Genomic DNA, 14,804 nt, shown 5'->3' on the forward strand with positions numbered 1-14,804 from the left:
AAAGTTCTTTCCACCACCACCAGATGCCTGGAGTGGTCGTATCCGGTATTAGACCCAGTTTCCCGGGCTTATCCCAGAGTCAGGGGCAGGTTACTCACGTGTTACTCACCCGTTCGCCGCTCGAGTACCCCGAAGGGCCTTTCCGCTCGACTTGCATGTGTTAAGCACGCCGCCAGCGTTCGTCCTGAGCCAGGATCAAACTCTCCAAACAATGTTTGAAGCTGGTTGAATCCCAACCATAAAGGAATCCGTCAATAATGACGGGGTGTTACATGATAATCATGCACTGGCTTTAAGCACACTGTTGAGTTCTCAAGAAACGGACGCGTACTTCCTTGCCCGGATCCTTTCGGACCCTTGCGCGGAGGCGCACACTTCGCTTCCTCTTCAGATTACCAGATCCGGACGATTCTTGTCAAACCGCCCGATTCGGGATCTTCCGGACGCCCCTTCCGAGGCAACCCTGCTAACTTACCTGAACTTCCAGCCTTTGTCCAATCTCATCCGGACGCAGCGTGAAGCTTGATAGATCAGCAAGGAGGTCGGGGCTAACCGCCCCACACAGAAAACTCTAGCAGCCTCTGCGCGGTCGAAGGTCCATCTTCGGTAACGAATGGACCTTCCCCGCGTCTGAAGCTTTCAAACCCCGAGGGCGGCGAGCTGCGCCTCGAGCCGCGCGATGTCGGCCTCCGCCTGCTCGGCGCGGCCCCTGACCTTGGCCACCACGTCCTCCGGGGCCTTGGCCATGAACTGCTCGTTGCCCAGCTTGGCGGCCACCTGCGCGGCCTCCTTCCTGGCGGCGGCGAGATCTTTCTCCAGCCGCTTGCGCTCGGCCGCCACGTCGATGGCGCCGGCGGTGTCGATCTCGACGGTCACCCCGCCCACGCTGAACCTGGCGGTGGCGTCGAACGACTCCTCCGGCTCCGTCAGGCGCAGCAGCGCGCGGATGGCGCTCTCCTGGCCCGCGAGCGACGTGCCGCCGAGCGCCAGCCGTGCGGCGACCTTCTGGCCCGGCTTCAGCCCCTGGTCGGAGCGGAACCTGCGGACCTCCGTCACCAGCTCCTGCAGCGCCTCGATCTCGGCCTCGGCCGACGGGTCGGCGAACCGGGGGTCGGGCGCCGGCCAGGACGCCGCCACCACGGTCTCCTGGCCCGTGACCGCCCGCCACAGCTCCTCCGTGACGAAGGGCACGAGCGGGTGCAGCAGCCGCAGCAGCGCGTCGAGGACGTGCCCGAGCACCAGCCTCGTGTGCTCCAGCCCCTCGCCGAGCTGGATCTTGGCCAGTTCCAGGTACCAGTCGCAGACCTCGTCCCACGCGAAGTGGTACAGCAGGTCGGACGCCTTGGCGAACTCGAAGTCGTCGAGGGCCGCGTCGGTCGCCGCGATGACGCTCTGCAGCCTGGACAGGATCCACCGGTCGGCCGCGGTGAGTGGCGCACCCTCCAGCGAGCCGACGGCGGCGCCGTTCATGAGCGCGAACCTGGTGGCGTTCCAGATCTTGTTGCAGAAGTTGCGCGAGCCGGCCGCCCACTCCTCGCTCACCGCGACGTCGGCGCCGGGATTGGCGCCGCGCAGCAGGGTGAAGCGGGTGGCGTCGGCGCCGAAGCGCTCGATCCAGTCGAGCGGGTCGACGACGTTGCCGAACGACTTCGACATCTTCTTGCCGTGCTGGTCGCGGATCATGCCGTGCAGGACCACCTGCCGGAACGGCGGCTGGCCGTCCATGGCGTAGAGCCCGAACATCATCATCCTGGCGACCCAGAAGAACAGGATGTCGTAGCCGGTGACGAGCACGGAGGTCGGGTAGAACTTGGCGAGCTCCGGCGTGCTGTCGGGCCAGCCGAGCGTGGAGAACGGCCACAGGCCCGACGAGAACCAGGTGTCGAGGACGTCGGAGTCCTGGACGTAGCCGGCCGGCGGCTCCTCGTCGGGGCCGACGCACACGACCTCGCCGCCCGGGCCGTACCAGACGGGGATGCGGTGACCCCACCACAGCTGGCGGGAGATGCACCAGTCGTGCATGTCGTCGACCCAGTCGAAGTAGCGCTTGGCCATCTCCGGCGGGTGGATGCGGGTGCGGCCGTCGCGGACGGCGTCGCCGGCGGCCTTCGCCAGCGGGGCGACGTTCACGAACCACTGCAGCGACAGGCGCGGCTCGACGACCGTCTTGCAGCGTGAGCAGTGGCCGACCGAGTGGAGGTACGGGCGCTTCTCGGCGACGATGCGCCCCTCGGCGCGCAGCGCGCCCACCACGGCGGGCCGGGCCTCGAAGCGGTCGAGCCCCTGGAACGGGCCGTGCGCGGTGATGACGCCGCGCTCGTCCATCACCGTGATGGACGGCAGCGAGTGACGGCGGCCGATCTCGAAGTCGTTGGGGTCGTGCGCCGGGGTGACCTTGACCGCGCCGGTGCCGAAGGCCGGGTCGACGTGCTCGTCGGCGACCACCGGGATCATCCGGCCGGTGAACGGCACCTCGACCATGGTGCCGACCAGGTGCGCGTAGCGCTCGTCGGACGGGTGCACGGCCACGGCGGTGTCGCCCAGCATCGTCTCGGCGCGCGTGGTGGCGACGACGATCTCGTCGGAGTAGCGGATCGAGACCAGCTCGCCTTCGTCCTCGCTGTGCTCGACCTCGATGTCGGACAGCGCGGTGAGGCAGCGGGGGCACCAGTTGATGATGCGCTCGGCGCGGTAGATCAGGCCGTCGTCGAAGAGCTTCTTGAAGATGGTCTGGACGGCGCGCGACAGGCCGGGGTCCATGGTGAAGCGCTCACGCGACCAGTCGACGCTGTCGCCGAGCTTGCGCATCTGGCCGAGGATCCGGCCGCCGGACTCCTCCTTCCACGCCCAGACGCGCTCGACGAACGCCTCGCGGCCGAGGTCGTGGCGGGACAGCCCCTCCTTGGCCAGCTCGCGCTCGACGACGTTCTGGGTGGCGATGCCGGCGTGGTCCATGCCGGGCAGCCACAGCGTCTCGCGGCCCTGCATGCGGGCGCGGCGCGAGAGCGCGTCCTGGATCGAGTGGTCGAGCGCGTGACCCATGTGCAGGACGCCCGTCACGTTGGGCGGCGGCAGGACGATGCTGAACGGTACGCGAGGGCTGCCGGGGTCGGCGCGGAAGTGGCCGTCGGACACCCAGCGCTCGTAGCTACGGGTCTCGACGTCGGCCGGGGTGTACTGGGTAGGCAGCTCTGGCGTTGTCACAGTGACCAATTCTAGGGAGCCGGACAAGCGGAACGCCCCATGGATGGCTCCACGGGGCGTCCTGTGTGCTGTGACGACGGTGTCAGGCCGACTTCTCGCGCGGCGTGCGCTGCTGCTTGGCGGCGAGCTGGTCGCGCGGGACGAGGGTGGGGATGGCGTGCTCCAGCACCGACTCGCGGGTGATGACGACGCGGGCGACGTCCTCGCGGGAGGGCACCTCGTACATGACGGACTGGAGGACCTCCTCCAGGATGGCGCGCAGGCCGCGCGCGCCGGTGCCGCGCAGGATGGCCTGGTCGGCGATCGCCTCCAGGGCGCCGTCGGTGAACTCGAGCTCCACGCCGTCGAGTTCGAGCAGCTTGCGGTACTGCTTCACCAGGGCGTTGCGCGGCTCGGTGAGGATCTGGATGAGGGCCTCGCGGTCGAGGTTGTGCACCGAGGTGATGACCGGCAGGCGGCCCACGAACTCGGGGATCATGCCGAACTTGAGGAGGTCCTCGGGCATCACGTCGCCGAAGATGTCGACGCTGTCGATCTCTTCCTTCGAGCGGATGATGGCGTTGAAGCCGATGCCCTTCTGGCCGATGCGCGACTCGATGATCTTCTCCAGGCCGGCGAAGGCGCCGCCGCAGATGAAGAGCACGTTCGTCGTGTCGATCTGGATGAACTCCTGGTGCGGGTGCTTGCGGCCGCCCTGCGGGGGCACCGAGGCGGTGGTGCCTTCCAGGATCTTCAGCAGTGCCTGCTGGACGCCCTCACCCGAGACGTCGCGGGTGATCGACGGGTTCTCGCTCTTGCGGGCGATCTTGTCGACCTCGTCGATGTAGATGATGCCGGTCTCGGCCTTCTTGACGTCGTAGTCGGCCGCCTGGATGAGCTTGAGAAGGATGTTCTCGACGTCCTCGCCGACGTAGCCGGCCTCGGTGAGGGCCGTGGCGTCGGCGATGGCGAAGGGCACGTTGAGCATCTTCGCCAGCGTCTGGGCGAGCAGCGTCTTGCCCGAGCCCGTGGGGCCCAGCAGCAGGATGTTGCTCTTGGCCAGTTCCAGGCCGTCGTCTCTGCCCCGGTCTCCGGATTGCACCCGCTTGTAGTGGTTGTAGACCGCCACCGAGAGCGCCTTCTTCGCCTTGTCCTGACCGATGACGTAGGCGTCGAGGAACTCGTAGATCTCCCTCGGCTTGGGCAGGTTGTCCCACTTGAGCTCGGAGGACTCGGAGAGCTCCTCCTCGATGATCTCGTTGCAGAGATCGATGCACTCATCGCAGATGTAGACGCCGGGCCCGGCAATGAGCTTCTTGACTTGCTTCTGGCTCTTTCCGCAGAACGAGCACTTCAGCAGGTCTCCCCCGTCGCCGATGCGTGCCACCCCAGATACTCCTTTGCGTGGGACCGCCCTGCTCCCGCGATCCGTGTCCTCCGGACCCGGTCCGAACCGCTCAGGTTTCGACGTTACCGTCTTCTGGGCCCTCAGTGAGCCCCCTGGCGGCGAGTCGCACCGGAACGTGCCCTCTTGGGCAGCGCTCCGGTGCGGTCACATCTCGTCAGGAAGCGACGGCCTGAGCCCGCTTCTTCCTGGTCGGGATGATGTCATCGATCAGACCATACGCCTTCGCCTCGTCCGCGTTGAGAATTTTGTCGCGTTCGATGTCTTTACGGACGTCAGCCGAGGACTTGCCGGAGTGCCTGGCAATGATCTCCTCGAGCAGGGACCGCATGCGAAGGATCTCGCGGGCCTGGATCTCGATGTCGCTTCCCTGGCCGCCGCCCTCGGTGGAGGGCTGGTGGATCAGGACCCGGGCGTTCGGCAGCGCGAAGCGCTTGCCCGGGGTGCCGCCGGCCAGCAGCACGGCCGCGGCGGACGCGGCCTGGCCGAGGCAGACGGTCTGGATCTCGGGCCGGACGAACTGCATCGTGTCGTAGATCGCCGTCATGGCCGTGAACGAGCCGCCGGGCGAGTTGATGTAGATGCTGATGTCACGGTCGGGATCGAGCGACTCCAGCGTCAGCAGCTGGGCCATGACGTCGTTGGCCGACGCGTCGTCGATCTGCACCCCGAGGAAGATGATCCGGTCCTCGAAGAGCTTCGTGTACGGGTTCTGGGTCTTCGTCCCGTACGACGTGCGCTCCGTGAACTCCGGAATGATGTAGCGGCTGTTGATATCCACTTCGGATTCCCCTAAGAGACGGGGCCCTGGGAGGGCACCTGACGCGCGCTGCGCACGACGTGGTCGATGAAGCCGTAGTCCTTGGCCTCCTCTGCCGTGAACCAGCGGTCGCGGTCGGAGTCGGCCTCGATCTGGTCGAGCGGCTGCCCCGTGTGGAAGGCGATGCGCTCGGCCAGCGTCTTCTTCACGTAGAGCATCTGCTCCGCCTGGATGGCGATGTCGGCGGCGGTGCCACCGATGCCTCCGGACGGCTGGTGCATCATGACCCGCGCGTGTGGCAGGGCGTAGCGCTTGCCCCTGGCACCTGCGGTGAGCAGGAACTGCCCCATCGAGGCCGCCATGCCCATCACCACCGTGGAGACGTCGTTCGGTACGTACTCCATCATGTCGTAAATCGCCATGCCGGCACTGACCGAGCCGCCCGGCGAGTTGATGTAGAGCGTGATGTCGCGGTCGGGGTCGTCGGCCGCGAGCAGCAGCAGTTCGGCGCAGATCCGGTTGGCGATCTCGTCGTTGACTTCCTGCCCCAGCACGATGATCCGCTCACGCAGCAGGCGCTGGTACAGCTGGTCCTCAAGGCGGAAGGCCGTACCGCTTTCACGGCCTCGCGACTCAGGCTGGTAGAAGGTCGGCGGGCTGGTCACAGCGTCACCTTCCGATGCGTCGTAATCGATTGGCTTTGCTTGTGACCTTAACGCGCGGGGCCCACAGCTCATGCCCGGTCCCCCGTACTGTTCGCTGACGGCGCAGGTCGGTTCATTGACGGCCCGTCACCCTGCGGCGTTCCTCCATGTCAAGCTCATGGTCCAGCCTTCGCAAGGTCTCGGCGTGGATCTCGCCACGTCTGTACAAATCGCGGAGTTTCGCGCGCTGGACCCTGACCAGCTCGCGGCGGACGGTGCCCGCGCCCGCTCCCGGCGTGGCCGCGGCGGGCTCCTCGTCGTCGAGCACCGCCCGTACGCGGTCGAGACGCAGCTCGAAGAGCTGCCTGAAGACCTGGGCCGTACGGTCGTCGATCCTGTCGTCGGCGGCGAGGGCGTCGAGCCGGGCGAGGGCCGCCTCCAGGACGGCCTCGCGCGCCGACGCCTCCTCCAGCATCTCGGCCCGCGCCTCCCCCAGCCCCAGCGTGCGCAGCAGCGGCGCCAGCGTGGGCGCCTGCAGGCACAGCGTCGCGACGACCACGCAGGCGGCCACGAACAGCAGCAGAGGCCGCTGATGGACGCTCAGGGGCAGCGACAGGGCGATGGCCAGCGTGATGGCCCCGCGCATGCCCGCCCAGCCGACGACGAGCCGCTGGGCCAGGTCGAGCGGCGTCCTGCCGCGGGCCAGCGGCAGCACCAGCAGGCTCCACAGCAGCCGCAGCCCGACGACGGCGGTGATGGCGGCCAGGGCCGCGACCGCGAGGCTCGCCCAGGTCCAGGGCCCCTGCCGCACGCCGTGGAACACGCTGCTCATCTGGAGCCCGAGCAGCACGAACAGGCTGGACTCCAGCAGGTGGACCAGCACGTTCCAGAACACCTGGCCGGTCAGGCGCGAGGCGGGCTGGAGCACGCCCTGGCCGCGTACGCCGAACACGAAGCCGGTCATGATCGTCGCCAGCACGCCCGACACGCCGAGATGCTCGGCCGACAGGTACGCCAGGTACGGCGTCATCAGGGACAGCACGATCTGGCTGGGCGGATCCTTGAACAGGGGGCGCACCCTGGCGATGAGCCAGGCGAGCGCGAGGCCGTACAGGATGCCGCCGCCCGCCACGCGCAGCAGCGTCAGCCCCGCGTGCGCGGCCGTGAGCTCCACGGCGAGCCCCGACAGGGCGAGGCTCCACAGGGTCAGCGCCACGCCGTCGTTGAGCAGGCTCTCGCCCTCCAGGATCGTCACGAGCCTCCTGGGGGCTCCGACGCGCTGCATGACGGAGGTGGCCGAGACCGGGTCGGTGGGCGCGACCGCCGCGCCGAGCGCGAGCGCGGCGGCCCAGCCGAGGCCGGGGATCGCCAGGCTCGCCGCCGACATGACGGCCACGGCCGTGGCGCAGGTGAGGCCGACCGCCATGACGGTGATGGGCACGGCGTCCTGCCTGCTCTCCCTCGGGGCGGTGAGGAAGGCGGCGTGGTAGACGAGCGGCGGGAGGAAGAAGTTGAGCACGACGTCGGGCGGGACGCGCACCTCGTGGACGCCGGGCAGGAAGCTCATGGCGACGCCGAGCGGCAGGAGCAGGATCGGCTCGGGCAGGTTGAGCCGGCGGGCGAGCACGCGGGAGACCACGAGGGCGACGGCCAAGGGCAGCGCGAGGATGAAGAACTGGTCCCCCATGACGGACCTCTGCCCAGAAATGCGCGAGGCCCCCGGGCCGTTCGGCTCGGGGGCCTCGTGACGCTCACGAGAGGTGCGGGGGCGTGCGCCCCCGACCTGGCTCGGGTCAGGCCTCGGACTTGCCCTCGGACTCCTCGGACGCCTCCTCGGCGGCCTCCGCGGACTCCTCGGTGACGGGCTCGCCGTTGATCTCGGTGTAGATCGCCTTGAGGTCGACCTCGTTGCCCTCGGTGTCGACGACCTTGGCGGAGTCGCCCAGGACGGACTTGGCCTTGTCGCGGACGATCTCGACCATGGCCAGCGTGAGCTGGTCGTTGTCGGCGAGGTGCTTGGCCAGCTCGTTGGGCTGGACGCCCATCTCCATGGCGCGGCGGACGACGAAGTTCGTCAGCTCCTGCTCGTTGACGCCCAGCTCCTCGGACTTGACGATCTTGTCGAGGACGAAGCCGACCTTGAGTGCGCGCGCGGAGTTCTTCTCGAACTCGGCGAAGCGCTCCTCCTCGGTGGTCTGGTAGAGGCGGAAGAAGGCGTCGCGGCTGAGCCCGCTCTCGGCCACCTGGTGGTCGAGGTTGTGCTTGCGGGCGTCGACCTCGGCCTTGAGCGCGCTCTCGGGCAGCGGGATGTCGATCTGCTCGAGCAGGGCGTCGAGGGCCTTCTCGCGGGCCTGGACGACCTGGTCGATCAGCTTGTTGCGCCGGACGGTCTCGCGGATGCTGGCCTTGAGCTCGTCGAGCGTGTCGAACTCGCTGGCGAGCTGGGCGAACTCGTCGTCGAGCTCGGGAAGGACCTTCTCCTTGACCGACTTGACGTTGATGATGACGTCGGCCTCCTCGCCGGCGTTCTCGCCGCCGACGAGCTCGGTCTTGAAGCTCTTCTCCTCGCCCGCGGACATGCCCTCGAGCGCGGCGTCGAGGCCCTGCAGCACGGAGCCGGCGCCGACCTCGTAGGAGACCTCGGTGGCCTGCTGCTCCTCGATGTTCTTGCCGTCGATCTCGGCGCGAAGGTCCATGACGACGTAGTCGCCGTTGGCGGCGGGGCGCTCCACGCCGGCGAGCGTGGCGAAGCGCTGGCGCAGCGCGTCGAGCTGGGCGTCGACGTCGGCGTCGGAGACCTCGGCGGAGTCGACGGTGATCTCGATGCCCTGGTAGTCGGGCACGTCGAAGTTGGGACGGATGTCGACCTCGGCGGTGAACTCGATCTGCTCACCGTCCTCGATCTTCGTCACCTCGATGTCAGGCTGGCTGACCGGGAACACCTCGACCTCGTCGACGGCCTGGCCGTACAGCTTGGGCACCGCGTCGTTGAGGGTCTCCTCCAGCACCACCGCCCGGCCGAAGCGCTGCTCGATGATGCGGGCGGGCACCTTGCCAGGGCGGAACCCGGGGACGCGCACCTGCTGCGCGACCTTCTTGTACGCCGCATCCATGCTCGGGCGCAGCTCCTCGAACGGCACCTCGACAGTGAGCTTGACCCGGGTCGGGCTGAGCTCCTCGACAGCGGTCTTCACGGGATGGTCTCCTTGATCAAGCTACGAGTGATCGCGGGCGCGTCCCTGATCGGTTCGGCTCGCGCGCCGCGCCCACATGAGCGGCGTCGGGCATGCTGCGCCACGCGGCATCCAACGCCGATGGCCAGTCTAGGGCAGATGCGTACCCGACAACGACGCGCGGCGCTCAGAACTCGTCGGCGATCGCCCTCAGCAGCTCGATCGTCTCGTCCGGGGTGGTGCTGACGGCGCACAGCCGCTCCATCACCTCGGTGTATCGGTCCACGTCCTCCCGCTTGTCGAGGTACAACGCGCTGGCGAGCTGCTCGACGTACACGACGTCGGGCAGGTCTCCGTCGGGGAAGCGCAGGATGCTGAAGGCCCCGCCCTCCGCGCTGTGTCCGCCGAAGCTGAACGGCATGACCTGGATGGTGATGTTCGGCTGGCGCATCAGGTCCACGAGGTGCTGGATCTGGGCGCGCATCACCTCCACGCCGCCTATGGGGCGTCGCAGGGCGGCCTCGTCGATGACCGCCCAGAAGACCGGGCCGTCCGGCCGGTCCAGGATCCGCTGGCGTTCGAGCCGCAGATCGACCCTCCTGGCTATCTCCTCCGCTCCGACGCCCGCCGCGCCAGCGGTCACGACGGCTCTCGCGTACTCCTTGGTCTGCAGCAGCCCAGGCACGAACTGGACCTCATAGGTCCTGATCCGCGAGGCGGCCTCCTCGAGGCCGACGTACGCCTGGAACCACGTGGGAAGGATGTCGTTGAAGCGGTGCCACCAGCCCGGTTCGTTCGCGGTGGCGACAAGGTCGAGGACGGCGGCCCGTGCCTGCTGGTCGGTCACCCCGTACAACGTCAGCAGGTCGGCCACGTCGCGTTCCTTGAAGCCCACCCGGCCGAGTTCCATTCGGCTGATCTTGGATTCCGACCCCCTGATCAGGTGGCCGGCCTCCTCACGGGTGACGTTCTTCGCTTCCCGGAGCTTGCGCAGCTGGGAGCCCAGGAGGATGCGCAGCGCCGTCGGCCCGGAACCCGGCTGGTTCTGCGTCACTTTGCCTCCTATCAAGGTCCGCACACACAGTGACACCACATTGCCTGGTATGACAAGGTCTCAACCCCGTGTCCGATTCGGCAGGGTACGTCCCAAAACGACGCATGCTGTTGCACATGGCAATTGCACGTGCATTTGGGTCTTGCAGCCACGCCTGGTCGTGAACCATGATGGCTTAGTGCATATTGGGCCAAACATGCACTAAGTGATGGCGCGCGGGGAGGTAACGGCAGATGGTGGAGGATCCTCTGGCCACTGCCGACTGCCTGCAGCTCACCCGCGAGGTGGGCTTCGACCACCTCCTCCAGGGCGGCAGACCGTACGCGACCTCGTGCCCGCTGCCCTTTCAGGCCGACTCCGTGAAGACCGCCCGTGACGTCACCCGGCGGACCCTGCGCGGATGGGGACTGCAGGACCTCAGCGACGACGCCGCCCTCGTGGTGTCGGAACTGGTCACCAACGCCGTCAGGTACGCCATGTACGCCGCCACCGGGCACCGCGAGATCACCCTGCTGCTGATGCGGGTCGCCCCCCACGTGCTGCTGGCCGTGGCCGACCCCAGCGACGAGATGCCGCGGCCCAAGGAGCCCGACTTCGTCTCCGAGAACGGGCGGGGGCTCTACATCGTCGAGACGTACAGCCAGTGCTGGGGCTGGGACCGGCTGTCACGCGGCGGCAAGGCCGTCTGGGCGCTCTTCCGCGCCGACTCCTGAGCCTCCCCGCCTCCCTTTCTCCTCTCCTGCTTCCCTGCGCCTCGCGAGGCTTCCTCCATGCCTCGCGCGGCGCGCCGGGCTCGCGCCGCGCCTGGCCGGACGGCCCGTGGTGCTCATCGGCGCCGGCCGCGACCCCGTGACCCCCGTGTCCGGCCGACCACGCGCCCGTCGCGGACGCCTGCCTCCGCCGCCCCGTCGCCGGGCTGGAGCGCCAGGTCTTCGACACCGACCACGCCCCGTCCGACCACCGCGTACGGCTCGCCGGCTTCCCGGGGCGCGGCCTCCGACGTCACTCGCCCGTCACACCGTCGATGCGCTCGCGCAGGAGGTCGGCGTGGCCGTTGTGGCGGGCGTACTCCTCGATCATGTGGACGAGGATCCAGCGGTGCGAGCAGTCGCGCCCGTGGCGGATCCCCGTGGCGTCGAGCGACGTCTCGGCGGAGATCCTGCGCGCGATCTCGACCTCCTCGCGCCAGACGGTGAACGCCTCCTCCACGGAGGCGGTGTCCACGTCGTCGAAGTCGGCGTCCTGGTGGGCGGCCTTGTCCCACAGCAGCGGGACGTCCTCGGCCTTCAGCACCCGGCGGAACCACGCGCGCTCGACGTGCGCCATGTGCCTGACCAGGCCGAGCAGCGACAGCCCCGACGGCTCGACGGACCTCAGCCGCAACTGCTCCTCGGTCAGCCCCTCGCACTTGAACGCGAGGGTGTCGCGGTGCCAGTCGAGGAAGGTGGTGAGCATTGCCCGCTCGTCGGCGATATAGGGCGGATCCATCCGGTTGTCAGTCACGGCCCGACCCTACAGGCCGCCCGAATGATCTAATTCGGCCATGGGGTCACACCGCTCGTCCAGACGGTCAGGAGCGGGCCGTTCGCCGGGCGCCGCCGTCGTCCTCCTGGCCGCGTGCCTGATCGGCTGCACACCCGCCACCGGGACGCACCCGGCCTCCGTTCAGGCCTGTCTCGACCGCGCCCAGCGCGAGAACGCGTTCTCGCTGAACGCCGTGGGCGACGTCCTGCCGTCCGCCGAGCGGGTGCGGGTCGAGGAGTGGAACGGCTGCGACTCCGCCGGCAACGGCGCCGCCGTGTCGATCCTGGTGGCCCCCGCGGTGCGGCGCGACGATCTCTGGGAGGCGTTCGCGGAGGCGGGGTGGTCGCCGCCCGCACCGGCCTGCTCCGACGACTGCGGGGACGCCCAGCTCGTCAAACGGGTCGGCCGGCGGCTCGTCGGCGTAGCCTTCGGCGAGAAGGGCGGCCTGCGGGTGGACGTCGCACAGGCCGACGGGTGCTGGGACGACGACGGGTACCGGTGCCCCTGAGGCCGCGACCCGCTGCTCGTCGCGCCGGGGATACTGGTCCGGTGCTGATCACCGAGATCTCCCCCACCGGGGGTTCGCTCGCGGCCGAGCTGCTCGCCCTGCAGCGCGCCGCGTACGCCGTCGAGGCCGAGCTCATCCAGGACGACCGGATCCCTCCCCTGCACGAGAGCCTGGAGGAGCTCGTCGCCGCGCCGCTGCGCTGGCTCGCGGCCATGGACGACGGCCGGCTCGCCGGCGCGCTCGCCTGGGAGGAGGACTCCGACGAGGTGGACATCGACCGCCTCGTCGTGCACCCGTCCGCGCACCGCCGCGGCATCGGACGCGCCCTCGTGAAGGAGCTCGTGAGCCGCGCCGGGGGACGCCGCGTCGTGGTGTCGACCGGCCGGGACAACGCGCCCGCGCGAACCCTGTACGAGCGGCTCGGGTTCACGCTGACCGGCGAGACCGAGGTCATCCCGGGCCTGTGGATCACGAGCTACGCCCTCACCGCCTGACGACGAGGCTCGCCCACCAGGCAAAAGGGCCGCTCCCCAGGATCGGGAGCGGCCTTCGCACTGGTACCGCTGGTCGGGGCGACAGGATTTGAACCTGCGACTTCTTGCTCCCAAAGCAAGCGCGCTACCAAGCTGCGCCACGCCCCGCCGCGCCGGGTGCGCATGCGCTCCGCTTCTCCGGTACGCTACGACCTGACGACCGGATGAAGTCTAGACCAGAGTTCGACCGGTTCGCGCGGACGTAGCTCAATGGTAGAGCCCTAGTCTTCCAAACTAGCTACGCGGGTTCGATTCCCGTCGTCCGCTCTCGTTACGAAAGGCCAGGTCACCCCGCATGGGGGCCTGGCCTTCGTGCTTTCGAGGGGGTTGGTTGCGGGACGCCGAGTTCAACGAGCCGGATCTGGTGGCGGTGTACGACGCCGTCAACACCTGGGCGCGTGACGACGACTTCTTCCTGACGGCCGTGGGCGAGACCCCTGGCGCCCGGGTGCTGGACCTGGGGTGCGGCACGGGGCGGCTGGCGCTCGCCCTGGCGGCGGCCGGGCACGCGGTGACGGGGGTGGATCCGGCGCGGGCGTCGCTGGAGGCGGCCCGCGCGAAGCCGGGCGCGGCTCGGGTGACGTGGGTCGAGGGCACGGCGGACGTGCTTCCCGAGCGGGCGTTCGACGTCGCGGTGATGACGAGCCACGTGGCGCAGGTGTTCGTGGACGACGGCGCCTGGGCGCAGGTCCTCGGACGCCTCGTGAGGGCGCTCGTCCCTGGGGGGCGGCTGCTGTTCGACGCGCGGGACCCGCGGGCGCGCGCGTGGGAGCGGTGGAACCCGGTGGACTCGCGGCGCCGGGTGCGCCTGGGCGACGGCCGCGAGGCCGAGGTGTGGACGGAGGTGACCGCCGTGGCCGGCGGGTGCGTCGGCTTCACCCATCACTACGCCTTCTCCGGCGGCGCGGCCCTGGTGAGCAGTTCGACGCTGCGTTTCAGGACGGAGGAGGAGCTGCGCGCGTCCCTGGAGCGGGCGGGGTTCAGGGTGGAGCGGGTGTACGGGGGCTGGGACCGACAGCCGGCCGGGGAGGGCGACGGGGAGTTCGTCGTGGTGGCGAGGGCGGCCGCGTGAGCGCCACGCCTGTCATGGGCGGGCGGCGGGAGCGACGTCAGGCCGGGCGGGGGCGTCCGGCCGGCTGCGGGAGCGGGGCGGGCGTCGGCGCCCGGCCGGCTGCGGGAGCGGGGCGGGCGTCCGCGGCTAGGGCAGGCGGTGCGCCAGGCGGAGCTCCGTCAGGTAGCGCTTGACGATCCGGCCGCCGTGGAGGCCGTCGATCAGCGATCGGATGCAGCGCAGCAGGCCGGCGCGCGCCTCGGGTCCCAGGGCGCGATGCCCCGAGTACGTGTTCAGCACGTCCACGTACTCGTCGGTCGTGTACGGCATGTCCCATTCGTACCGGTGGAAGGCGGCGGGACCGAAGCGGCCGGACCGGTCGAGTTCGGCGCTGTCGAGCGGGATGTCCCCGGAGGGGGACAGCCGCAGACCGGGCGGGGTGGAGGGGTCGAACCGCTCGTAGCAGTCCTGGACCTGCGCGAAGAACTCCCCGCTGCCCCCGGCGACGTGGTAGGTGGCGACGGTGGCGAGGACGCCTCCGGGGCGCAGCGCGTCGGCGGCCTTGCCGACGCGGACCCGCGGGTCGATCCAGTGGAACGCGGTGGCGGACAGGACGACGTCGAACGGCCGCGGCGGCAGCGGCCAGTCCTCGAACGCCGACGTCACCACCTCGACCTCGGGGAAGGGCGCGAGGTGGCGGCGGGCGACGGCGGCCATGTCGGCGCCGAGCTCGACGGCGGTGATCACGCAGCCCCGTTCGGCCAGCGGGACGGTCGCCTTGCCCGTGCCGCAGCCGATCTCCAGGACGCGGCAGCCGGGGCCGGTTCCCGCGAGGCGGTCGAGGTCGCGGAAGAGCTCGGCCGGGTAGCAGGGGCGGGCGCGGTCGTAGAGCTCGGCGTCCTCGTTGAAGGTCTGGCGGAGCCGGTGCAGGTGGTCGTGGTCGGCCATGGTCGGCGACACTACCGCCCG

General features: G+C 69.4%; 13 protein-coding genes, 2 tRNA genes and 1 rRNA gene. 5 read left to right on the forward strand and 11 right to left on the reverse strand.

Annotated elements, in window-relative coordinates:
* From BMX74_RS37695 to BMX74_RS37730, 8 genes are all read right to left on the reverse strand, one after another.
* Nucleotides 1-211: ribosomal RNA gene (locus tag BMX74_RS37695) — 16S ribosomal RNA — on the reverse strand; the annotation flags it as partial.
* 428 nt (nucleotides 212-639) lie between these two features.
* Nucleotides 640-3,213: a valine--tRNA ligase gene (locus BMX74_RS37700; protein ID WP_055510421.1), complete on the reverse strand. Its 2,574-nt coding sequence runs from the start codon at nucleotides 3,211-3,213 to the stop codon at nucleotides 640-642.
* Between the two features lie 73 nt (nucleotides 3,214-3,286).
* On the reverse strand, nucleotides 3,287-4,570 hold the full coding sequence (clpX, locus tag BMX74_RS37705; RefSeq protein ID WP_055510420.1) for an ATP-dependent Clp protease ATP-binding subunit ClpX: 1,284 nt from the start codon (nucleotides 4,568-4,570) through the stop codon (nucleotides 3,287-3,289).
* Nucleotides 4,571-4,745: 175 nt separating this feature from the next.
* Nucleotides 4,746-5,369 carry an ATP-dependent Clp protease proteolytic subunit gene (locus tag BMX74_RS37710; RefSeq protein WP_055510418.1) on the reverse strand — a complete coding sequence of 208 codons (624 nt, stop codon included), beginning with the start codon at nucleotides 5,367-5,369 and terminating at the stop codon, nucleotides 4,746-4,748.
* Nucleotides 5,370-5,380: 11 nt separating this feature from the next.
* Nucleotides 5,381-6,013 carry a ClpP family protease gene (locus BMX74_RS37715; protein ID WP_055510416.1) on the reverse strand — a complete coding sequence of 211 codons (633 nt, stop codon included), beginning with the start codon at nucleotides 6,011-6,013 and terminating at the stop codon, nucleotides 5,381-5,383.
* Nucleotides 6,014-6,125: 112 nt separating this feature from the next.
* The gene (locus BMX74_RS37720) at nucleotides 6,126-7,679 is read right to left on the reverse strand and encodes a Na+/H+ antiporter (protein WP_091105258.1); all 1,554 of its coding nucleotides are present in this window, start codon (nucleotides 7,677-7,679) and stop codon (nucleotides 6,126-6,128) included.
* Nucleotides 7,680-7,785: 106 nt separating this feature from the next.
* Nucleotides 7,786-9,186, reverse strand: a complete 1,401-nt coding sequence (gene tig, locus BMX74_RS37725; protein ID WP_091105260.1) for a trigger factor — start codon at nucleotides 9,184-9,186, stop codon at nucleotides 7,786-7,788.
* A gap of 166 nt (nucleotides 9,187-9,352) precedes the next feature.
* Entirely contained in the window at nucleotides 9,353-10,219 is an 867-nt protein-coding gene (locus BMX74_RS37730; RefSeq protein WP_055510411.1) for a helix-turn-helix domain-containing protein, read from the reverse strand.
* Nucleotides 10,220-10,452: 233 nt separating this feature from the next.
* On the opposite strand from BMX74_RS37730, the gene BMX74_RS37735 reads away from it, so the two are divergent.
* Complete coding sequence (locus BMX74_RS37735) at nucleotides 10,453-10,932, forward strand: ATP-binding protein (protein ID WP_082535712.1); 480 nt, start codon at nucleotides 10,453-10,455, stop codon at nucleotides 10,930-10,932.
* 289 nt (nucleotides 10,933-11,221) lie between these two features.
* On the opposite strand, the gene BMX74_RS37740 is transcribed toward BMX74_RS37735, so the two are convergent.
* Nucleotides 11,222-11,722, reverse strand: coding sequence for a DinB family protein (locus BMX74_RS37740; protein WP_256257523.1), 501 nt, complete (start codon nucleotides 11,720-11,722; stop codon nucleotides 11,222-11,224).
* 40 nt (nucleotides 11,723-11,762) lie between these two features.
* Here BMX74_RS37740 and BMX74_RS37745 point away from each other — a divergent pair, with 40 nt between their 5' ends.
* Both BMX74_RS37745 and BMX74_RS37750 read left to right on the forward strand, forming a co-directional pair.
* The gene (locus tag BMX74_RS37745) at nucleotides 11,763-12,251 is read left to right on the forward strand and encodes a hypothetical protein (protein ID WP_091105262.1); all 489 of its coding nucleotides are present in this window, start codon (nucleotides 11,763-11,765) and stop codon (nucleotides 12,249-12,251) included.
* A gap of 41 nt (nucleotides 12,252-12,292) precedes the next feature.
* Nucleotides 12,293-12,745 (forward strand): GNAT family N-acetyltransferase, encoded by a 453-nt coding sequence (locus tag BMX74_RS37750; protein ID WP_218154182.1) that lies wholly within the window; start codon nucleotides 12,293-12,295, stop codon nucleotides 12,743-12,745.
* 70 nt (nucleotides 12,746-12,815) lie between these two features.
* Here the strand turns inward: BMX74_RS37750 and BMX74_RS37755 are convergent.
* A tRNA-Pro gene (locus BMX74_RS37755) sits at nucleotides 12,816-12,892 on the reverse strand.
* Nucleotides 12,893-12,980: 88 nt separating this feature from the next.
* On the opposite strand from BMX74_RS37755, the gene BMX74_RS37760 reads away from it, so the two are divergent.
* Nucleotides 12,981-13,051 (forward strand) — tRNA-Gly (locus BMX74_RS37760).
* A gap of 64 nt (nucleotides 13,052-13,115) precedes the next feature.
* Nucleotides 13,116-13,856, forward strand: a complete 741-nt coding sequence (locus tag BMX74_RS37765; RefSeq protein WP_218154183.1) for a class I SAM-dependent methyltransferase — start codon at nucleotides 13,116-13,118, stop codon at nucleotides 13,854-13,856.
* Nucleotides 13,857-13,982: 126 nt separating this feature from the next.
* Here BMX74_RS37765 and BMX74_RS37770 read toward each other — a convergent pair whose 3' ends face one another.
* Nucleotides 13,983-14,783 (reverse strand): class I SAM-dependent methyltransferase, encoded by an 801-nt coding sequence (locus tag BMX74_RS37770; protein ID WP_091105265.1) that lies wholly within the window; start codon nucleotides 14,781-14,783, stop codon nucleotides 13,983-13,985.
* Nucleotides 14,784-14,804 lie beyond the last annotated feature (21 nt).

Origin of the sequence: Nonomuraea pusilla (genome assembly GCF_900109355.1) — a bacterium.
In the GTDB taxonomy this organism is placed as follows: Bacteria; Actinomycetota; Actinomycetes; order Streptosporangiales; family Streptosporangiaceae; genus Nonomuraea; species Nonomuraea pusilla.